Genomic DNA, 21,868 nt, shown 5'->3' on the forward strand with positions numbered 1-21,868 from the left:
GGTAAAAATATAGCCTTAAATAGTAACTGATGGGGGACGTATTGCCTAGCGCGCGACAAGGATATTCCCTTTAAAAAGCAGCGATAAATGACCTTTGGTGATAGGATTTATTAAAGTGTTTGATTGTCCTATTCATAACAACAAATTAATTGGATAGAAAAACAACAATTTCATGCCAATCTGGATAACGGAGTCGTATATATGGCGGGAAACGAGGCAGCAATGCCATTTGAAAGCATTGCAGACATTAGTCGTTGGTTGAACCACTTTGAACACCCATGGTTACCGCACGAATGGGCGGATACACCGAACCTTATTTCAGTTTCAGCAGAAGGTGGCGTAACCATTACCTTGCCGTTTGCATCGGCATCAATCGTAGAGCTGCTTCAGCATTGGATCATTACTCAGCAGCAACTTCATCATCTTGCCCCCAATGTTGCGTTTACCGTCACCAGCCATGTAGCCACGTTAGCGACAGGTGATAAGCCGCCACTTAAAGGTGTTAAAAACATCATCGTCGTCAGCTCTGCCAAAGGTGGAGTAGGTAAATCAACCACATCCGTTAACCTTGCGCTGGGTTTACAGCATCAAGGTGCAAAAGTGGGCTTATTAGATGCCGATATTTATGGCCCATCCGTTCCTATGATGTTAGGAACGGTTGATGAAAAGCCACAGTCACCCGATGGCAAAATGATGATGCCAATTGAATCTTACGGGTTATACACCAACTCGGTGGGCTATTTGGTACCTGCAGAAAGTGCAACCATTTGGCGAGGCCCGATGGCATCAAAAGCGCTTCAGCAGATAATCAGTGAAACTTGGTGGCCTGATTTAGATTACTTGGTTATCGATATGCCACCGGGCACGGGGGACATTCAGTTGACCTTGGCGCAGCAGATCCCTGTGACAGGTGCCATCATAGTCACCACCCCGCAAGACTTGGCGTTGGCCGATGCCATTAAGGGGGTGAATATGTTTGATAAAGTAAACGTACCGGTATTGGGTGCAGTTGAGAACATGAGTTATCACATTTGTAGTAACTGTGGTCATCATGAGCCGATCTTTGGTAGTGGCGGTGCAGAGAAGATGGCAAAAGATCATTCGATTCCGTTATTGGCGCAACTTCCACTGCATATCAAAATTCGTGAGGATATCGACCGTGGTAAGCCTACTGTTGCGGCTTCACCAGAGTCAGAACAGGCTGCATCTTACATTCAATTGGCAGGTGAAGTGGCAAGTCGCCTATATTGGACTGGTGAAGTGGTCGCAGAGCAGATTACAATTCGCACAATGTAAACCATTGCGTAGGTCGAAATAGCATATTTTTAATCCAACTGCGCTAGGTGTGGTATTTCTACTGGCATCTAGCGTGCCAACTCCCTATAATCAGGCGGTTTAGTTCCCCTCAGCAAGAGTAAATTACTCATGGGGTGAATGGATATTTAACCTCGCCAAAGTTGTTACAGGTGCATTCTGATATGTCTGAAAATTCACACCAATGCGTCATTATCGGTATCGCAGGCGCGTCTGCGTCCGGTAAAAGTTTGATTGCCAGTACGGTTTACCAAGAGCTAAAAGAAAAAGTCGGCGATCATCAGATCGGTGTTATTACGGAAGATTGTTACTACAACGATCAAAGTCACCTGACCATGGATGAGCGGGTTAAAACGAATTATGATCACCCAAGCGCGTTGGATCATAATCTTCTTAGCGAGCACTTGTTGCAGCTAATGAAAGGTGATGCAGTAGAAGTACCTCAGTACAGCTACAGCGAACATACTCGTCTGACTGAAACAACCACAATGACACCGAAAAAAGTGATCATTCTGGAAGGTATTCTATTACTTACCGATCCACGTCTACGTGACATTATGCATGCAAGTGTATTTATGGACACACCACTAGACATCTGTTTACTTCGTCGTTTACAGCGCGATGTTGCAGAACGTGGTCGTACAATGGAATCTGTACTGCAGCAATACCAAAAGACGGTACGCCCTATGTTCATGCAGTTTATTGAACCGTCTAAACAGTACGCTGATATCATCGTACCGCGTGGTGGTAAAAACCGTATCGCGATTGATGTATTAAAAGCGCACATTGCTAAGCTACTAAAATCGTAATTGGTTACGTAGTCTGCAACACGCTATTCAAATGAAGGCTGACATTGTCAGCCTTTTTTTTATCTGGTGATAATGTCTATACCCCGTTATCGCCCTGTCTTGCTAACCGTTTCAATTCCATGTTTGCAATAAAAGCTGCATTTCTAGTGGCTTTTATTTTTTCTTTGATCGGATTGGTATTATTATTTGTTCTAAATACAACTATTTATCGCTTTAACTGTCGTAACGGAATGGGTTATTACCCTTATTGTAATAACCGTTGTGGACGGAAAACACAGAGGACACGATGAAAAAGTTTCTTTATATACTTCTTGCGCTAGTGCTGGTGGTGGTTATTGGTATCGCTGCACTTTTGGCCTTGGTCGACCCCAACCAATTTAAGCCGCTAATTGCAGAGCAAGTGAAGAAAAACACGGGCCGTGAATTAGTTATTAACGGCGATATTGATTGGCGTTTCTTCCCTAGTATTGGTCTTACGCTAGGGGAAACTGAGTTTCGTAATCCGGAAGGGTTTGCAGAAGCGAATTTGGTTCGCTTTAGTAACGCAGAGCTTTCTGTTGCAGTGATGCCGCTGCTTTCACAGCAGCTGGACATTGGTAACGTCAGCTTAAATGATGCCCGAGTTTTTATTCAGACACGCAAAGACGGTGTCAGTAACCTTGATGGTATTGGGGCACAAGCAAACACCGCGACAAGTGCAGACGATAATGCTGCAGAACAACAGCCGCAGTCGACCACTCCTGAATCAGCGGAAACGGTACCAAGCCAAGAGTCACCTGCTGCGGGTTGGACAATTAGCCTTGCGGGTGTGGAATTAGTGAATGCGAGTGCTGTTATCCGCGATGATAAAACGGGAACATTAACAGATATTGAACAGTTAAACGTTAGCCTAACCCGTTTTGCTCCAGGTGAGTGGGCAAAAGCGGCGTTTGATGTGCAAGGTAAGAATGGTGAATTAACCTTTACGGCTAAAGGTGACACTGAGCTGAATATAGCCCCAACCCTTGATGGTGCAGAGCTGAAAGCCCTTACCTTAGATGTACAAGCGGCTGATAAGGTAAACAAGATTGAATCTGTTAGCCTGACTATGGATCAATTTCGTGTCGGTGATTGGTCGGCACTAACCTTCAGTGCCAAAGGCGAAATTCCAGATTTGGCCTTTGAGGCTAAAGGTGAAACCCGCCTAAAACTAAGTGCTGACTTTAATTTAGCCTCGGTTAAAGGGTTAAGTTTAAACAGCGATGTAAAAGGTAATGCATTACCTCGCCCTGAAATGAAAATCGGTTTAACCGCAGATGCTTCTTACGATGTAGCGAAAGGGTTAGCGACGTTATCGGCATTTACAACCCAAGTGGATGAAATTGCCCTCGATGGTAAAGCGTCTTTCCAAACGGCTGATATCCCGGTGATTCGTTTCGATGTGCACAGCGATAACATCGACTTAGATGCGTTCCTTGGTTTAGATAAAGCACCGAAAAAAGCAGCAAATGGTACAGCGGCTAACGATCAACCTGTAGGCGGTACTGCGTCGGGTCAACAAGCGGGTTCTGCGTCAGCGGTCGATAAATCCCAAGAACCTGACTTATCAGCGTTAAAAACACTCGATATTGCGGGCAAAGTGGCGATTGATAATTTTAAAGCGGCGAATGCGAAAGTATCTGCGGTTGTGACTGAGTTCGCCGTTAAGAAAGGTGTACTTAAGCTAAAACGCTTTGATGCAAAGCTTTACGGTGGCTCTATTAACGCGGAAGCGACGATAGATGCTAATGGTAAGTTGCCTACCTATAAAGTGACTAAGCACATTAAAGGTGTGCAAGTTCAGCCCTTGTTGATGGATGTTGCTGAATTCGAGAACCTTGCAGGTACGGGTAATATCGACATTAATTTGTCAGGTACGGGATTAGCTGAAACACGCATCCGTCAGAACATAGCAGGGACGGTTGATATCAACTTTGCTGACGGCGCAGTATACGGCGTTAATGTGGCTGAGATGATCCGTGAAGCACGTGCTACCTTGAAGGGCAAGAAAGCTGAATACGTGAAAGAAGAACGTAAAACAGACTTCTCAGCTTTAACCTCAACCATGAAATTAGGTAAAGGCGTACTTTCTACCCATAATTTACACTTGGCATCGCCATTGTTGCGGATTGACGGTGAGGGCCAAACCAATTTGGTATCAGAAGATATCGACTTTATGGTGATGACGTCTGTGGTGGAGTCTTCACAAGGTCAAGGCGGTAAAGACATTGATGAACTGAAAGACCTTACTGTGCCAATTGATGTGAAAGGTAACTGGACTGAACCTAAATTTTCTTTGAACTTAAAAGAGCTATTCAAGCGTAATAATGAGTTAGAGAAAAAAGCAGAACGTGAAGTTGAACGTGGCTTGAAAAAACTGTTAGGTGATAAAGCGGACGACGATAAAGTCAAAGATGCAGCCAATAAACTGCTTAAAGGCCTGTTTAATTAGGCTTCATCTTTACGTTTAGTCTCTAGGTCTAATATCTGCGCTTGAAGCGCTAAATTGAAAAAGCTTGCTCTGTGAAGGGCAAGCTTTTTTTATGGTGTTTGCATCTGTGCAAATTACATTGCGACTTTTTTCTTTTTATTGAGTTTTTGAGACTCCAAGCTGTCTTGGAATGCGCGGAGTAAATCGACCGCAGAAAGCATTCCGACCAGATCGCCTGTTTTATCTAAGACGGGGGCGGCGCCAATTGTGTTATCGAGCAAGGTGGCAACCGCTTTGGTTAAAGTATCGTAAGTGCGTACATGGATCACATCAGTGATCATGACATCGCCAATGTGCAAATCGTCTGATAGGGCATAGTCATGACCAATATCGGGGGTTTCATCCACCCAACCTGGTCGACGAAGTTCACGATCACTCACCATACCAATCACATTATTGTTTTGATCGATAACGGGCAAGTGGCGGATACCTTCATCACGCATCTTAAAAAAAGCTTCTCTTAAGCCAGTTTCAGCGGTGATCGTAATCACTTTGCGTGTCATATACTCTGAGACTTTTGTCGGCATTAGCATTGTTCCTTATAGGTTTAATCAATGTGCCTCTCTAACGCTAACGAAAAGTACCTCGCTTAACTGCGACTCAGAGCGCGTTTTTACGCTTGGATATACTTTGTTACGCAGTGACGCGCTATTTAGCATATTCCTCTTTATATCAGTAAAAGTTCTTATTTATTGCAAAGGTGAGGGATGAAGTTTGTTATCATTTCGTTACTGGGTATTTGTCGATATAAAGATGTGATCACATCCGTAATTTTTTGTTCAATTTTTTCTGGGTTGGTATGGCAGGATAAACCACACTAATAACTTATTAGTGTAATCGCATAGTAGTAAAGGAGATAAACTTGGATTCAGTTACGCAAGCAGCATTAGGTGCTGCTGTCGCCGGTCTTATTGCAGGAAAGCAGTGTTCCCCTAAAGTGCTTTTAGCGGGGGCTACACTCGGTACGATTCCTGATTTAGATGTGCTTATTCATTATGGTGACCCTGTATCTGACATGGTGAAACATCGTGGCTTTAGCCATTCTATCTTGGTGTTGCTCCCTTTTTCATGGCTGTTAGCTCTGGCTTGGCAGCGGTTTAAACCCACTGAATTTTCCTTTATGCATCTGTGGCTATTGGTGGCCGCGTGTTTGATCACTCACCCATTGCTCGATTCTTTTACTTCTTACGGTACGCAGCTTTTGTGGCCGCTTTCGGCCAGTATCGCCGTCTCCAGTATTTTTATTATCGATCCTATTTATACCGTACCACTCGTGGTAATGGTGTTGGCTAGCTTATTGTGGCGTGAAAAGGGCGCAAAACTATGTGGCATTGGACTCGGGCTTTCATCTTTATATTTAACCTGGTCGGTTGTTGCGTTATCGATGATAGAAAATCGAGTTGAAAATCAATTGGTCGGCACACCACTTGAAGCACAGCCTGTCTTTATTGCACCAACGCCATTAAATACTGTGCTTTGGCGGGTAGTGGTGCTGGATGGCGATACCTATTGGGAAGGGTTAACGTCATTACTGGATGACAACTCACATATTGATTTTATCGCCAAAGAACGCGGTGAATGGCCTTTAGCGGATAAGCCTGCACACTTAATGATGTTAGAGCAATTTACGCAAAATTTTGTAAAGTACCAGCATGTCAATAATGTGTTAACTGCGACAGATCTTCGTTTAGGTGTTGCACAGTATTTGCCCTTTAGTTTTCAGTTAGCCGTGAAAAATACAGGCCATGAGTGGCAATTTGGTTTGCCGATAGCCATAGAGCCACCCAATGTCCGAATCAAACATGTTCCCGCCTTGTGGTTACGTTTATTGGGTAATCAGACGATTGATGCAAATTTATGCCATGAGCTGGAATGCCCTAAATTGGATAAGCCAACTCAAACGACCGCAATATCAGGTTAATAATGTTCACAATTATTAACATATAGCTTGTTACACTTTGTAGCACATCAAAGTGTAACTGCTTATTTTTAATCCTTTCGTTGCATATTAATAGTTTTGTATTTTAACAAGCACATAAATTTCACCGCGTGTAATGTTGCGAATTATTAACTCTATGGTAAACAAACTCATTAAAACATGTAGCGGATGTGAAATTACAGCACGTTGTTTTTAAGGATGTGCTCACATAACCGTTGCATATTATTTTTATAATTTCTCAATTTGATATTTATCAATAGCTCAGCGTAATTGTGCTGGCACCCTACCAATAAAGTATTAACGGTTTCATAGTGAAGCTGACATTTATCGATATAGGGAGATAACGAGCATGTTGTATTTGGAATTTTTATTCCTGTTGCTTGTGCTGTACGCAGGTAGCCGCTTTGGTGGTATTGGTTTAGGTGTGGTATCAGGTTTAGGCCTAGTTGTTGAAGTATTCATTTTCAGAATGCCACCAACATCACCACCAATCACAGTTATGCTGATTATTTTGGCTGTGGTAACTTGTGCTTCGATTCTTGAAGCTGCTGGTGGTCTTAAGTACATGCTGCAGGTTGCAGAACGCATTCTGCGCAGTAACCCTAAGCGCGTTACGATTCTGGGTCCATTAGTAACTTACACCATGACATTCATGCTAGGTACGGGCCATGCTGTGTACTCTATCATGCCAATTATTGGTGATGTTGCGTTAAAAAATGGCATTCGTCCTGAGCGCCCAATGGCTGCATCTTCTGTTGCTTCCCAGTTAGCCATTACCGCAAGTCCAATCTCTGCTGCTGTTGTTTACTATTTAGCGCAGCTATCTGGTATCAATGAAAGTATCCACTTACTGACGATTTTGATGGTCACTGTGCCTTCAACGCTATTGGGTACTATTCTACTGTCGCTATACAGCTTACGCCGTGGCAAAGAGCTTGAGGATGATCCTGAGTATCAACGTCGTCTTGAAGATCCTATCTGGCGTGAAAAAATTCTTCATACTACATCAACGTCACTGGATGAGAAGTTACCGACATCTGCGAAGCATGCGGTGCTGTTATTTGTGCTCGCTTTAGTATCGATTGTTATTGTCGCTATGGTGCCAGAGATCCGCACTATCGGTGATGCTAAGCCAATTTCAATGTCTTTGATTATTCAGATGATGATGCTGGCGTTTGGTGGCCTGATCTTGCTCGTGACACGAACTAACGTACAGAAAGTACCTGAAGGTGTGGTGTTTAAGTCAGGGATGGTCGCAGCTATCGCAATCTTCGGTATTGCGTGGATGAGTGATACTTACTTCCAGTATGCAATGCCTTCGTTTAAGTCTGGCATTACAGAAATGGTACAAGGTTACCCTTGGACATTTGCACTAGCGTTATTCATTGTATCTGTTGTGGTAAACAGCCAAGCAGCAACGGCACGTATGATGTTGCCTGTTGGTATGGCGATGGGATTAAACCCAGCACTATTGATTGGTTTGATGCCAGCAACGTACGGGTACTTCTTTATTCCTAATTACCCATCAGACATCGCAACCTGTAACTTTGACGTAACGGGCACGACTAAGATTGGTAAGTACTACTTCAACCACAGCTTTATGGTACCAGGCTTAATTGGTGTCGTGTCGGCGTGTTGTATTGGTTACACCATTGCACAAGTGGTTGTGTAATCAAGATAGGCAATAAACAGAACATCACGTAACAAAAAGCGGATACCTAGGTATCCGCTTTTTTTTGAAATTAGATTGGTTTTTGCATTAATCTTCAGGTTGAATTTTAGAGGGATCAGTTACCTGTTCGTAAGGCCAGTAGTGATGACCAATACGTATGATCAAAGTAGCAGCAGCTAAGATAAAGGCTGCTAATGAAAGCCATACCACAAACATGCCATCGAGCTCTTTCATCCCCAAGGTGATGTAACGAGCAATGGCCATAATGGCAATGTAGATAGGGTAGCGCACCGGTATCTTACCGTTGGCAACAAATTGCTGCACCATCGCCAATACTTCAAGGTAAATGAACATCAGTAAGATGTCAGTTAATTGAATATTTTGCTCGCTAAAAACATGAATGAACTCATTAACCATGGCCAGCAAGGTGGCCAAAGTAATAGCGACTAACAAGATGGCTTCAAGAATATGAAACACTTTAAGAAAACGAGCACTAAAGGCTTTAGGTAAATGTGAAGGCATGGCTTCTCCGGCACTGTTGGCGTTGATACTGTTCGAGTAACGCCTTGTAATATCATGCCGTTATTATAGGAAGCCTAAGCGAAAAGCAAAGAAAAATGCGCACTATTCAGTAATAGAGTGCGCATATTTATCCATAAACTAAAAAAGCCTCACCGTATGAGACTTTTGTGTACAGAATAAAGCCGCGACTTATTTCGTTAGATCTAAGTCCATCCACACCATACGGTGATCTGATGTTACGCCTTTACTGGCACCCAGTTCTTTATCAAAAACTAAGTGATAACCATCTTCATTGCTCGATGGGAAGAATACGCCTGAATCATTAACTGCAAGGTTTGCAGATGGTATGACGTAGTCTAAACGTAGACCAGATACACTGGTAATCGCTTCAGGGTAAGGTGTGTCGCTGTTAGCGGCTTTGCAGTAACCAAGATCAAAACACTCAGGGCCACCTTTACTGCTTGGTGCGTAGGAGCCAATTGTTGCATCAGTATTTACATAGTGGCTTTTCAGTAGATCTGCAATCATTCGGCGATCGCCATCACCTTGTAGGAAGTCTGCGTTAAGGTCACCCGCAATTACAAACTTAGAGCCAGCAGTTAGGCCACCGCGATTGCCGTTGTCATCATAGAAGTATGTTTCACTGTTGATGTAATCATTCCAGAACTTTAACTCAGCGCGATTATGCTTGTAGTTATGGTTGGCAACGTTGTTAAAAATCGGTGGGGCAGGGTGAGATACTAAGAAGTGTACGACTTCATTTCCTGTCGGTGTAGGAATAACTAAAGGCACATCAACATGGTTTTTTGATGATAACGGCATTTGTTGCCATGCTTCATCTGTGTACCAAGCCTGACCTTCTTTCATGCCGGTAGGGCAACCCGTTTTACTCAGTTTACAGTCAACAATGGTGATGTTTTTTTCACCAGGCATATCTTTCCATTTGAAGTTTTGGAAAGTACGCACATTTTTTTCATCGATCTCAAACTGCGAGAATATCGCGAAGGCATACTGACCGTGGTAGCCACCAAAACCCCAGGCATCATTATTAATGTCAGTTTTCTTGCCGTCGCGGTCTAAGTCAAACCCGCTAGCTTTACCTGTGTTTGTTGCGACATTCTTTTTAAATTTAAAACTGATTGGACGTTGTTCGTTTTGAGAGTAGGCCAAGTAATTGTCATGAAAGCCATTGATTGCCGTCATGTCTTTACCTTCGCCATCGTTATTGAACTCAGCCAATACAAAAGCATTAGGACGAACACGTTGAATAGTTTCGGCAACGTTGCGAATTTGGATAATACGTTTAGCTGTCGTTTTTTGATCTTCCGTTAATTTCTCTGGTGACTGCTTGAACATATTGATTAAGTTGCTTTGTTCTGTGCGAGTCATCGACATTTCATCAGCTAGGATCTCATATGTCGCTCGATCAAAAGATAAATTGTATGTTGCAAAGCGAGCGGCAGAGTATTCAGGGTCTGTATCATTGCTATTACAGCCAGTCAGTGCCGCAAGAGTAATGGAAGCAGCAATAAGCGATCTTTTTAAAAACATTATCGTATTCACATCTATGGTTTGATGTGATGCAGGCTATAGAATTAGTCGACTTCTTTCTGTTGGTAATCAGAAAAATGAGATCAAGATCAATTAGTCGTTTGGTGTGTGCTTGAAATCCGATCTAATTGATAATCTTATAGTTAATCAATTGATTGGTAATTGAGCGTGCAAGCGTTTGCTTTTTGAAAAAATAACGAGAAATCAAACTAAATGGACTTGTTTATGACCTAAAAGGCTTATCGGTTGCTAGCTGTGGATAGAATGCTTTGAAGTGCATGGGTTTGGCGAAGTAGTAACCTTGCGCAGACTGGATTGAAAACTTGGTCAGGTTTGTTAACTCTCGTTCGCTCTCCACACCTTCAGCAACAAGCTCACAGTTTAGATCCGCGCCAATTTCAACAATTTTACTTAAAATGGACTGTGTGACGGAGTCAGTGATAGAAGAGGCGACAAAGGTTTTATCTATTTTGATAATTTCAAAGTGGAGATCTTGCAATGTATTCAGACCCGCATAGCCAGTGCCAAAATCATCGAGTGCCCACTTAATGCTATGTCGGCGTAATAAATCCATATTTTCAATGAGACGACCACGGTTTAACTTTGTGAAATCTTGGCGCTCAGTTAATTCAAAAACAAGGTGCCCATGCAAAGCTGGATGATTGTGCACACTTGTTATGACACCTTGAACAAAGCTCTCATCGAGTAGCATTGAATATGTTATATTCATCGAAACATAGAAGTTTGGTTTAAGTATACGTATTTTATCTATATCTCTAGTTACTTGCTTGAGTAACTGCAATGTCATTTTTATTATTTGACTTGAAGATTCAGCGTGAGGGATAAAATAATTAGGACACATTATTCCATTTTTAGGATGCTGCCAGCGCATTAATATTTCAGCGCCTATGATCTCATTGGAATTCATATTTATGATAGGTTGATAGTAACCTATAAACTCACTGTTTTTAATACCTCTAGTTATATCTGTTTCTAAACAATCACGCCACTTTTTGATTCGATAGTAACCTAAGCAGGCAGTCATACTAATCAAAAAGTTAATAAAGACTGAAAATGGCAGAAACTGATTGATGGATTTATTCCAAATTTCATCAGTATAAGATAACTGGAAGCTAATCGGGTAGATGTCCGATTTTCTTGTATATTGATAACGTTGTTTATATTGGCTGCTGTTCTCAGGGTATTCAGCAATGATCTGCTGATGACTATTTTCAATTCGAGTGTGGTAGATATCAGGCTGTAAATGGTTTATTAGCCAAAATTCAATGTAATCAGCATCTAATATAAAGTTAACCCAGCCTTCATTGGTACGGCGACCATAAAATATAGTGTCATTGTTAACAAGTGGGTTTTGCTCTCTAAACAGAATAGATTGCTGGCTGGTGTTTTCAAAGTAGGGGGTGAGGTGGTTTAGGTTAGCATTATCCCAGTTATCACCGCGATCACTACAAATGATTTCCCCATCTTTTATATATGAAACGGCCGAGATAAGCGCTTCTTTATAGGTTAAATTAAGCATTGTTGATTGAATGTCAGGTGAACATGCATTTATGCTATCAATCAGTGGTTGGGATTGATGCTCAATTTTATTGAAAATGAGATTGATTGACTGATTTAATTTGCTGGATTCTTTAACGATCGTCGAATTGAAATACGAGTTATAGATATTATGAGAGATAACCAAACCAATAAGAAAAATAAATATGAAGATCGTTATAGATTTTATTGAATTCATTTTAATAGGCCACAGCAATCAATGCTGATGACTCTACCATATAAGATGTAATCTTGTAAGTGCATATTAAAAGGATATGGCAATTGTAAATAATCAGTAATAGTATATATTCAATAAGGCTATGAATATATAGCTTAAATAATTATTGCTTGTATGCTTGTTTCTAAATGTAATACGTAAGGTTTGATTATATATAGTCCTCATTAATTCGAGAACTATATATAAATGTTCAAGCGGCTATATTGTCAGTCAATATTAATAATTTCTATATGGCGAGCTACCAATCAACCCCTTTGCGAGCTTTAATGCCACTTTCAAATGCGTGCTTAACGCTACGTACTTCAGATACAGTATCAGCGACCTCAATTAAATCGCGATGTGCAGCTCGGCCTGTAATAATCACAGACTGGTTCGCTGGGCGTTGTGAAATAGCGGTAAGAACATCCTCTAACTCGATGTAGCCATAATTAACCATATAAGTTATTTCATCAAGCAAGACCAGATCGTAGCTTTCATCTGCTAGCATCTTTTTACATTCAGCCCATGTTGTCTGCGCTGCCTGTTTATCAGCTTCTTTATTTTGGGTTTCCCACGTAAAACCAGTCGCCATAACAGCAAAGGTGACATCATGTTGTTCGAGCAGATTACGCTCACCACAATCCCATGTGCCTTTAATAAATTGACCAACACCGCAACGTAAACCGTGGCCAACAGCGCGTGCAACAGTACCAAACCCTGATGTCGATTTGCCTTTACCGTTACCAGTAATGATGAGGAATAACCCTTTTTCTATTTGAGCGGCATTCACCTTGGCATCAACACTTTCTTTGACTTTTTGCTGTCGCGCTTTGTAGCGTTCATCTTTTTGATTTTGATCGGCCATGTTACTTCCTTTTCGTTGTCGCTATTTAGTATGTAGTGAAGAACGCTAATAACGCGAGATAGCCCGCGAGTTCACTTAATTGCTGCGTTGCCCCTAAACAGTCGCCTGTGTACCCGCCAAGCTGTTGCTTAAACCAAATGCCGCAAACATAGCGGGTTAGGGCCAGAACAACAAAGAGCGTGATGGCAAGGCTAAGTGGGAATAACAGTAATATAAAGCAACCAGTAAAGATTAAAACCCACAGATCATAAGGGCTTTGCTGGTTGGCCAGTGGTTTAACTTTGCTGTTTTGGTCGGCTCTTACATACGGGTATGAAAAGATCAAACTGGCAGCACCTATGCGGCTTAGCCCATGGAGTGCAAAAAGTGCGATAGCTGGATAGATAGCATCAAGGTCAGCAAGTTCACTGAGCGTGAGCCACTTAAAGACGAGCATCATAATCAGTGCGGCTGCACCATAGGTACCCAAGCGTGAGTCCTTCATAATGTCGAGCTTTTGTTCGACGGTCCAACCACCCCCAAAGCCATCGAAGACATCAGCAAGGCCATCTTCATGGAAGGCGCCTGTGATGAGTAAACTAACCACCATCGCGAACCCAACCGCCATGTTAGCTGGAAAGATCTGGATAGCTAACAAATACACTAAGGCGCTGATTAAGCCGATAATACAGCCAACTAAACCAAAATAGCGGTTGGCTTTATTGAGACGTTCGCTGGAGTAAGGTGTGTCTTTGGGTACTGGAATGCGAGTAAAAAAGGCTAACGCAACCAAGAAGATTTCCCACTGCTGTTTAATGTGCGCTTTTATTGTATGTGGGGAAGCTTCAGTTGGTGAACTCACACTGTTACTCCTGCTTGTTCAAAGCTTGCCATATCATTGTAAAAAGCACAGGCAGAACGAATAAGCGGCAATGACAATGCGGCGCCAGTCCCTTCACCTAAACGTAGGCCAAGGCTTAATAGCGGTGAAGCTTCGAGGTGATTTAGCATACGTTGGTGTCCTGCTTCTTGTGAGCAATGGCAAAAGATGAAATAGGCTTTAGCTTCAGGGAACATTTCAACGGCTAACATCGCTGCTGCGGTGGCAATAAAGCCATCGACTAACACAATCATTTTGTTTTCAGCTGCTTTTAACATGCCACCGATAATCTGGGCTATTTCAAAGCCACCAACAGTACTTAATATAGCGATAGGATCGGTCATTGCTGCTTGATGGCGATTTAATCCTTCATTAATAAGGTGCTCTTTGAGTGATAGTTGCTGATCATCAATACCGGTTCCTCGACCAATACATTCGTCAATTGGTAGGCTTAAAATACTTGCCATAATCGCGGTTGCACTGCTGGTATTACCGATCCCCATTTCACCAAAGGCAACTAAATTGGTCCCTTGTTGATATACAGTTTCTACTGCACTGGCACCGTACTCAATCGCTGTTATCGCTTGCTCGCGGCTCATGGCCGTTTGTTGGCTAAAGTCGAGCGTACCTGCGGCAATACGTTGCTTTAGGAGCATAGGGTGGTCGTCAGGTTCGACTAATATTCCCGCATCGATCACCATCATCGCCATGTCGTTACTACGACAAAAACAGTTAATAGCGGCACCGCCATGAAGAAAGTTTGCGACCATTTGTTGAGTCACAGCTTGTGGTGCGATGCTAATGCCGTGGGTTGCAATACCGTGATCAGCGGCAAAAACCAACATATAAGGTTGCTTAATCGAAAGTGTGTCTGTTTGTTGGATTAGCGCAATTTGTTTTGCTATATCTTCAAGTTGCCCTAGCGATCCAAGCGGCTTAGTTTTTGTATCAATCCTTTGCTGGATAGCATCGTGATGTTCAGGGGAGGGTGAAGTGATGGTAAACATGCTGGCTAACTCCTTATTAAACGCACCTAAGGAAGGAGTTTGCGGCAGTCATAGCTTTAAGGCAATGTAAAATCGGTATTTTTTATCTGCGATCAAGAATAGGTGCTGGTGGCATATCAATACATTGGGAAGGGTGATGGTCTTACACCGTTCCCAATGTGCTATCGATGATTTATATGAGATTAGTGACTATTTAAGATGGCGTCGACAGTATCATCATAGTTAAGTCCGACTTGTTGACTTGCAAGTGGGAACACGCTGCGTTGGGTCATGCCTGGGATTGTATTGACTTCAATAGCGTAGAAGAAACCAGCAGGATCCGCCATGATGTCTACACGCCCCCATCCTGTTGCTCCCACGGCTTCAAAAGCACGAGACGCCAGTGAGCGAATAGCTTGTTCTTGCTCGTCTGTTAAATTGGCAGGACAGTGGTATTTTGTGTCAGCGGCACTGAATTTAGCAGCATGATCAAAGAAAGAGTGAGAGTGGCTAATCTCGACCGCAGGCAGTGCAACACCGTTAAGTAAACTAACGGTAAATTCACGGCCATGAACATAATCTTCAATAATTACTGTATCTTCATATTTGAAAGCTTCGTCGACGAAGAACTTCAGTTCATCAAGATCATTCGCTTGGTTGATCCCAATGCTACAGCCTTGAGTGACGGGTTTAACAACAACTGGGAAGGTAAAGCTGTCTGCTCGCTCCTCCAGAAATGATTCTTGGTAATAAGCTTTTTGTAGTTCGATAAATTGAGGGGTAGGGATCCCTGCTGCTTGCCAGACTTTTTTGGTTAACCCTTTATCAATCCCAATTGCGGATGCACGGTGATGGCTTCCCGTATAAGGAATATTCAACATCTTTAGTGCTGCTTGTAAGGTACCGTCTTCTCCAATACCGCCATGTAGGGCAAGAAAGGCTTTGTCAACATTGTGACTTTTTAGACTGGTTAAGTCGAAGTTTTCATCGATATCAACGGGAACTACATCATAACCTTTACGTTGTAGTGCTGCGGATACGGCTTCACCAGACATTAATGAGACCGCACGTTCACTAGAGCTGCCACCGTAAAGTACTGCAATTTTTTTTAACACGTCAGATTTCTCGTTATATAGTGATATAAGTGTGTAGTTACAGCAAAACTGTATGCACATATTGGGAGGCAATATTAACATTGGAGTGTGGTATGTCTAATAATTCGTACAAGGTTTTGGTGATTTGCATGGGGAATATTTGTCGCTCCCCAACGGCTGAAGCCGTATTAAAGAAGAAAGTGCGAGAACGCAATTTAAATGTATTTGTCGACTCAGCAGGGACCATTAGTTATCACGCTGGTAGCCGCCCAGATCCGCGTTCGATTGCTGCGGGAGAGGCAAGAGGATACGATTTTTCAGAGATCACCGCTCGCTCCATTCAAGCGACAGACTTTGAGGTTTTTGATAAGTTATTGGTTGCTGATAACAATAACCTAGAAGATGTACTGTCAATTTGTCCCCCCCATTTTCATTATAAGGTTGAGCTTTTTATGCGTTATGGTGACGGGGAGAGTGATGAAATTCCAGACCCATATTATGGGGGAGCTCGTGGTTTTGAGCATGTTTTAGATTTAGTTGAAGGTGCGGCAGATCGTTTCTTAATTCAATATAGCGCTCTGTTCTGCCTAGCTCCGCACTCTTTGTATTGAGTAGAGACATTCTCACGCATCAGATTTAGAGGTATAAAAACGCCCGCAATTGCGGGCGTTTTTGCAGCTTACTTTGCAACACGTCGTGTAGCAGAGCCGAGAATAGGTGAGAGACCTACTTTATTCAGCCAGATTAACCACCAAGGGTATCTGTTGCTACTTTGTATGTTGGATCTTCCATTAAGTTCACTTCGACTAAGTTGCCTGCTTTTTTCAGCAGTGAGCGACATTCTTGGCTCAGGTGACGAATATGAAGTGTTTTACCTTGGCGAGCATAACGCTCTGCAATAGTATCAATCGCTTCGATTGCTGAGTGATCCGATACGCGTGATTTAGCAAAGTCGATGATCACATCTTTAGGGTCATTTTTTGCATCAAACAACTCAAGGAAGTGAGAGGCTGAACCAAAGAATAATGGACCATTGACCTCGTAAATTTTAGAACCATTTTCATCTGTGTGTGTTGATGCGTAAATGTGTTTGGCATGTTCCCACGCAAAGACAAGTGCAGAGTAGATAACACCAACGATAACAGCTAGCGCAAGGTCTGCAGCAACGGTAACGCAAGTTACTAGAATGATTGCAAAGAAGTCATGTTTCGGTACTTTGCGCAGCATTTTAAGACTCGCCCATTCAAATGTACCGATCACCACCATGAACATCACACCAACAAGTGCAGCCAGTGGAATCATTTCGATTAATGCAGAACCAAATAGAATGAAGAGTAATAGGCCAACAGCACCAGTGATGCCAGATAGACGACCACGACCACCAGAGTTAATGTTGATCATTGACTGACCAATCATGGCACAACCACCCATAGCACCAAATACTGAACAGGTGACGTTAGCCATACCTTGACTCACACATTCGCGGTTACTTTGGCCACGGGTACCTGTCATTTCATCAATAACGGTTAGCGTCAGTAGTGATTCGATCAGGCCAACCGCAGCAAGTACCAAGGAGTAAGGTAAGATGATTTGCAGTGTTTCTAAGTTGAAGCCAACTTGTGGAAGGGCAAATGTTGGTAAGTTACCAGCAAGTGTAGCATCAGCATTGCCACTCATAGAGCGGACAAAATCAATCACAGTACGAGAGTCTAAGCCAAGACCGTGAACCAATGCTGTCACTGTAATGATCGCAACAAGCGAAGACGGTACTGCTTTAGTGATTTTCGGCAGGAAATGGATGATGAACATCGTTAACCCAACCAAACCTAGCATGATGTAAAGATCTGTGCCTTGCATCCACTGTAGTGTCCCCGCCGCATCTGGCACTTTAAATTGGCCAAGCTGTGCTAGGAAGATTACGATCGCCAAGCCATTTACAAAGCCGATCATTACAGGGTGCGGCACCATGCGGATAAATTTCCCGAGCTTAAATACACCCGCGAGAATTTGGAATAGGCCCGCGAGCATGACTGCGGCAAATAGGTACTCAACACCGTGCTCGGCAACAAGGCTAACCATGACAACAGCCATTGCACCTGTTGCACCAGAAATCATACCTGGACGACCACCAAATACCGCCGTAACTAAACCAACGATGAAGGCTGCGTATAGACCCACCATAGGGTCAACATCGGCAACAAAGGCGAAAGCAACAGCTTCAGGCACTAGAGCCAGTGCTACTGTTAGACCAGATAGAACGTCATTCTTTACAGACTGACGTGAAAATTGAGGGAATTCAAACATGTTTAATAAGGGCTGCTTTGTCGTATAGAAGAGGATATAAAGTCGCGAATCCTACAGAAAAGCCAAATTCAGTTCAACTTATATGCTGACTTATTCCTGCTTTTAATACAATTCGTATGAATATGAGTAATGTGTAGTGATAAATCACGTTTATATTAGTTTGCTTACTTGTTCGTTGTGTCACGACAATTCATCAAAACACCAAGTATAGGCACTTACCAATTTACTGAATTTTTCCCAACAAAAAGGCCATGCAGAGCATGGCCTTTTTATTACTCACTGAACACCTTAGCTAAGCATAGTGCTTGCCATTGGCGCAGTTGCTTTGCTAGTTGCAGTTTGGCTACCCGCTTGGCGCGCTTGTAGGCGTTCCGTACGTAGTGGTGCACTTTCTACAATAACAGCTTCTACTGTTTCAATCGGTGCTGGTGCTTTTGCCATCATCGCAACCGCGTGTTTACCACGAGGAGACGTTGCGGTCACTAGCACTTTTTCAGTCGCTTCAGCTACTGCTGCTGGTTGTGCTTCTACCGTTGGTTCAGCAACAACTTCAACCGCAGGTTGTGCGATGGTTTCAACAACAGGCGCTTCTTGAGTAACAACTGTTTCTTCAGCAAGCTCTGCAGTAGCAACCGTATCTTCAGCGATAGCAACTTGCTCTTCTGATACCGCGGTATCTTCACGAAGAGGGAAAGCTTTACCCATTGCTAATTCAGGCATAGCAACACCTGACAGCGTTGTAACTTCTTCTGTTTCAACGGGCGCTTCAACAACGTCAGTTGCTACAGGTGTAGCTTCAATTGCGGTAACTGCCGGTTTAGGTGCACGAGCCCATACTTTGCCCATCGCCATTTCAGGTGATGCAACACCAGTACGAGGGCGAACTGCTTGAGGTTTCTCTACAACTGAAACAACGTTTTCGATGTCGTTTAGTGTATCTGAAGCTTCAGCAACAGCGTGGCCGATTGCATCTGAAACAGCATCTTCGTCAGATGGTTTTTCAACACGTGTGTCACGAAGACGGCGACGACGTTGACCACTTGCACGTAGGTGACGAGGAGAACGACGGTTACGGCGTTGACCCCCTTCACGTTCGTTTTGCTCTGCATCTTGGTCTTGCTCAACATCTTGAACGTGTTGTTCAGCTACGTTTTGAGGTGCCGCTTCTGATTGTGCTTCTTTAGCCATTGATGTACCCATCTCTTGTAGAGGAGAGGTTACTGGCTTTTCTACAACGTCAGATACTGGCGCTTCAACAGGTGCTGTATTTTGAACTGCTGCATTTTCAGCTTCGTCCGTAACACGGATTTTCTTACGAAGTTGACGGCGTTGGCGGCGTTGTTTTACTTTCGCAGCTTTTGCTTGTTCGCGTTGTTGATCTTCCACTTGTACGTTTTCAGCAACAGGTTGTTCTTGCTTTTGACGTTTTGGTGCTTGCGCATCATCTCGACGAGGTTGACGCTTCTGATCTTTAACTTCTTCGTTACGCGGAGAACGTTGCTTATTAGGTTTATCACCTTGAGCATTACGATCTTGGCGTTCTGGTTTGTTTTTATCGTTACGGCGCTGGCGCTGTTCACCTTGGTTTTTGTCACCACGGTTATTGCGCGGATTGCGGTTTTCACGATTTTCACGGTTTTCGTTGTCGTTACGTTCACCGTCTTGTTGACGATTATTGCGGCGACGATTGTCTTTATCGCGACGGTTATTGCGGTTGTTACGGTTATTGCGGTTGTCACGACGCTGACGGTTATCTTTTTGTTCTTGCTCTTTCTTTTCAGTCTCTTGTTCCGCAGAACCAGAGAAGAAGTTAGCAATCGCAGAGAATAAACGGCTAAACAAACCAGGCTTTTCTTCTACCGCTTTTGGTGCAGCTGCAGGCTTAGCAGCAACGGGTTTTGCAGTAGGTGCAGGTTGTTTTGGCGCAGCAAAACCTTGCAGTACAGGCTCTTCACGTTTTTTAACAACACGCTCAGGCTGTTGTAGCTCAGCCGCTTCTGCTTCTTTTAGTGCTTCCAAGTTCTTTGGAATCAGGTAAGAAAGTGCATCATTTTCTTCACCGCCACGCACACGTAGTACTTCAAAGTGCGGTGTTTCCATATCAGCATTCGGTACGATAATGACGCGAACATTGTGGAATTTCTCAATGTGCTGAACCGAGCGACGCTTCTCATTCAATAAGTATGAAGCAACAGCTACAGGTACAATCGCTAATACTTGTGCACTGTTATCTTTCAATGCTTCTTCTTCGATTAAACGAAGAATAGACAGAGCCAGTGATTCGTTATCACGAACAACACCCGTACCCGTACAACGCGGACATACATGGTGGCTCGCTTCAGCCAAAGAAGGGCTTAGACGCTGGCGTGACATCTCTAACAGACCGAAACGAGAAATACGACCAATCTGTACACGAGCACGGTCGATACGAACGGCTTCGCGTAGACGGTTTTCAACTTCACGTTGGTGACGAACAGGCGTCATATCGATAAAGTCGATAACAACTAGACCGCCAAGGTCACGTAGACGAAGTTGACGAGCAATTTCATCTGCTGCTTCAAGGTTGGTTTGTAGTGCTGTTTCTTCAATATCGCCGCCCTTTGTTGCGCGAGCAGAGTTGATATCGATAGAGGTTAACGCTTCAGTTGGGTCGATAACGATAGAGCCACCAGAAGGCAAACGAACTTCACGCTGGAACGCAGATTCGATTTGGCTTTCAATTTGGTAGTGGCTAAATAGCGGCACTTCACCTTCGTAGCGTTTAACACGAGACAAGAAATCTGGGCGAACCAGTTTAATGTGATCACGTGCGCGGTCGAAGATTTTAGGGCTATCGATCAGGATTTCACCGATGTCACGACGAAGGTAATCACGAATTGCACGAGCAATAACGTTACTTTCTTGGTGAATCAGGAAAGGGGCTTCTGCTGCATCTGCGGCTTCTTTTACTGCGCTCCAGTGGTTAAGTAGAACGTTTAAATCCCACTCAAGCTCTTCGGCTGATTTGCCTACACCCGCTGTACGAACAATTAGGCCCATACCTTGCGGTAGTTCTAATGTGCTCAATGCAGCTTTAAGTTGGGTGCGCTCTTCACCTTCGATACGACGAGAAATACCGCCAGCACGAGGGTTATTAGGCATCAGTACAAGGTAGCTACCTGCTAGAGAGATGAAAGTAGTCAGCGCTGCGCCTTTGTTGCCTCGCTCTTCTTTGTCGACTTGAACGATAACTTCTTGGCCTTCATTCAACACTTCCTTGATGTTAGGACGACCTTGGTAAGTGTAATTAGCTGGGAAGTAATCGCGCGCGATTTCTTTAAGAGGGAGGAAACCATGACGCTCAGCACCATAATCAACGAACGCTGCTTCCAGGCTTGGTTCGATGCGCGTGATGCGACCTTTGTAGATATTTGCTTTTTTAGATTCGTGGCCAGGGCTTTCGATATCAAGATCGAACAGCTTCTGCCCATCAACTAATGCGACGCGCAACTCTTCCTTCTGAGTTGCGTTAATCAACATTCTTTTCATTTTAATGTACTCGTTTATTGTCGTTGTTATAGCGAGTAGATCAGAGATTCTTTATCGACGGTGCCAGACTCCAAGACTGTATATGAGTGCAGCCTCACGGCTGGGATTTCAGGAGTGCTTTTCGGCAACACTTATTAGCCAG

Annotated in this window: 16 protein-coding genes; 6 read left to right on the plus strand and 10 right to left on the minus strand. The window is 43.4% G+C overall.

Annotation, left to right across the window (positions count from 1 at the left end):
* Window positions 1–201 precede the first annotated feature (201 nt).
* From apbC to L4C35_RS05165, 3 genes are all read left to right on the plus strand, one after another.
* Window positions 202–1,296 carry an iron-sulfur cluster carrier protein ApbC gene (apbC, locus tag L4C35_RS05155; protein ID WP_428461858.1) on the plus strand — a complete coding sequence of 365 codons (1,095 nt, stop codon included), beginning with the start codon at window positions 202–204 and terminating at the stop codon, window positions 1,294–1,296.
* A 182-nt stretch (window positions 1,297–1,478) separates the two neighbouring features.
* The gene (gene udk, locus L4C35_RS05160; protein ID WP_428461859.1) at window positions 1,479–2,123 is read left to right on the plus strand and encodes a uridine kinase; all 645 of its coding nucleotides are present in this window, start codon (window positions 1,479–1,481) and stop codon (window positions 2,121–2,123) included.
* Between the two features lie 286 nt (window positions 2,124–2,409).
* Window positions 2,410–4,593, plus strand: coding sequence for an AsmA family protein (locus L4C35_RS05165; protein WP_428461860.1), 2,184 nt, complete (start codon window positions 2,410–2,412; stop codon window positions 4,591–4,593).
* Window positions 4,594–4,706: 113 nt separating this feature from the next.
* Here the strand turns inward: L4C35_RS05165 and L4C35_RS05170 are convergent, their stop codons facing one another.
* On the minus strand, window positions 4,707–5,159 hold the full coding sequence (locus tag L4C35_RS05170) for a CBS domain-containing protein (protein ID WP_428461861.1): 453 nt from the start codon (window positions 5,157–5,159) through the stop codon (window positions 4,707–4,709).
* A 335-nt stretch (window positions 5,160–5,494) separates the two neighbouring features.
* On the opposite strand from L4C35_RS05170, the gene L4C35_RS05175 reads away from it, so the two are divergent.
* The gene (locus L4C35_RS05175) at window positions 5,495–6,553 is read left to right on the plus strand and encodes a metal-dependent hydrolase (protein ID WP_428461862.1); all 1,059 of its coding nucleotides are present in this window, start codon (window positions 5,495–5,497) and stop codon (window positions 6,551–6,553) included.
* 367 nt (window positions 6,554–6,920) lie between these two features.
* A complete protein-coding gene (locus L4C35_RS05180; RefSeq protein ID WP_048896993.1) occupies window positions 6,921–8,243 on the plus strand; it encodes an anaerobic C4-dicarboxylate transporter in 1,323 nt (440 codons plus the stop codon).
* Window positions 8,244–8,330: 87 nt separating this feature from the next.
* Here L4C35_RS05180 and L4C35_RS05185 read toward each other — a convergent pair whose 3' ends face one another.
* The 7 genes from L4C35_RS05185 to L4C35_RS05215 form a co-directional block, all read right to left on the minus strand.
* The gene (locus tag L4C35_RS05185) at window positions 8,331–8,765 is read right to left on the minus strand and encodes a phosphate-starvation-inducible protein PsiE (protein WP_428461863.1); all 435 of its coding nucleotides are present in this window, start codon (window positions 8,763–8,765) and stop codon (window positions 8,331–8,333) included.
* A 189-nt stretch (window positions 8,766–8,954) separates the two neighbouring features.
* Window positions 8,955–10,316: an endonuclease/exonuclease/phosphatase family protein gene (locus tag L4C35_RS05190; protein WP_428461864.1), complete on the minus strand. Its 1,362-nt coding sequence runs from the start codon at window positions 10,314–10,316 to the stop codon at window positions 8,955–8,957.
* 223 nt (window positions 10,317–10,539) lie between these two features.
* A complete protein-coding gene (locus tag L4C35_RS05195; protein WP_428461865.1) occupies window positions 10,540–12,072 on the minus strand; it encodes an EAL domain-containing protein in 1,533 nt (510 codons plus the stop codon).
* Between the two features lie 277 nt (window positions 12,073–12,349).
* Complete coding sequence (gene cobO / locus L4C35_RS05200; protein WP_428461866.1) at window positions 12,350–12,955, minus strand: cob(I)yrinic acid a,c-diamide adenosyltransferase; 606 nt, start codon at window positions 12,953–12,955, stop codon at window positions 12,350–12,352.
* Window positions 12,956–12,980: 25 nt separating this feature from the next.
* A complete protein-coding gene (locus L4C35_RS05205; protein WP_428461867.1) occupies window positions 12,981–13,796 on the minus strand; it encodes an adenosylcobinamide-GDP ribazoletransferase in 816 nt (271 codons plus the stop codon).
* Window positions 13,793–14,821: a nicotinate-nucleotide--dimethylbenzimidazole phosphoribosyltransferase gene (gene cobT / locus L4C35_RS05210; protein WP_428461868.1), complete on the minus strand. Its 1,029-nt coding sequence runs from the start codon at window positions 14,819–14,821 to the stop codon at window positions 13,793–13,795. The genes L4C35_RS05205 and cobT overlap by 4 nt, the downstream gene beginning before the upstream one ends.
* A gap of 182 nt (window positions 14,822–15,003) precedes the next feature.
* Window positions 15,004–15,915: a D-alanine--D-alanine ligase gene (locus tag L4C35_RS05215; RefSeq protein ID WP_428461869.1), complete on the minus strand. Its 912-nt coding sequence runs from the start codon at window positions 15,913–15,915 to the stop codon at window positions 15,004–15,006.
* 92 nt (window positions 15,916–16,007) lie between these two features.
* Between L4C35_RS05215 and L4C35_RS05220 the strand changes: the two genes are divergently transcribed.
* Entirely contained in the window at window positions 16,008–16,505 is a 498-nt protein-coding gene (locus tag L4C35_RS05220) for a low molecular weight protein-tyrosine-phosphatase (RefSeq protein ID WP_428461870.1), read from the plus strand.
* Window positions 16,506–16,638: 133 nt separating this feature from the next.
* Here the strand turns inward: L4C35_RS05220 and L4C35_RS05225 are convergent, their stop codons facing one another.
* On the minus strand, window positions 16,639–18,198 hold the full coding sequence (locus tag L4C35_RS05225; RefSeq protein ID WP_428461871.1) for a SulP family inorganic anion transporter: 1,560 nt from the start codon (window positions 18,196–18,198) through the stop codon (window positions 16,639–16,641).
* A gap of 288 nt (window positions 18,199–18,486) precedes the next feature.
* The gene (gene rne / locus L4C35_RS05230) at window positions 18,487–21,726 is read right to left on the minus strand and encodes a ribonuclease E (RefSeq protein WP_428461872.1); all 3,240 of its coding nucleotides are present in this window, start codon (window positions 21,724–21,726) and stop codon (window positions 18,487–18,489) included.
* Window positions 21,727–21,868: the final 142 nt, after the last annotated feature.

The sequence above is a fragment of the Photobacterium kagoshimensis genome (genome assembly GCF_050337045.1).
GTDB lineage: Bacteria > Pseudomonadota > Gammaproteobacteria > Enterobacterales > Vibrionaceae > Photobacterium > Photobacterium kagoshimensis.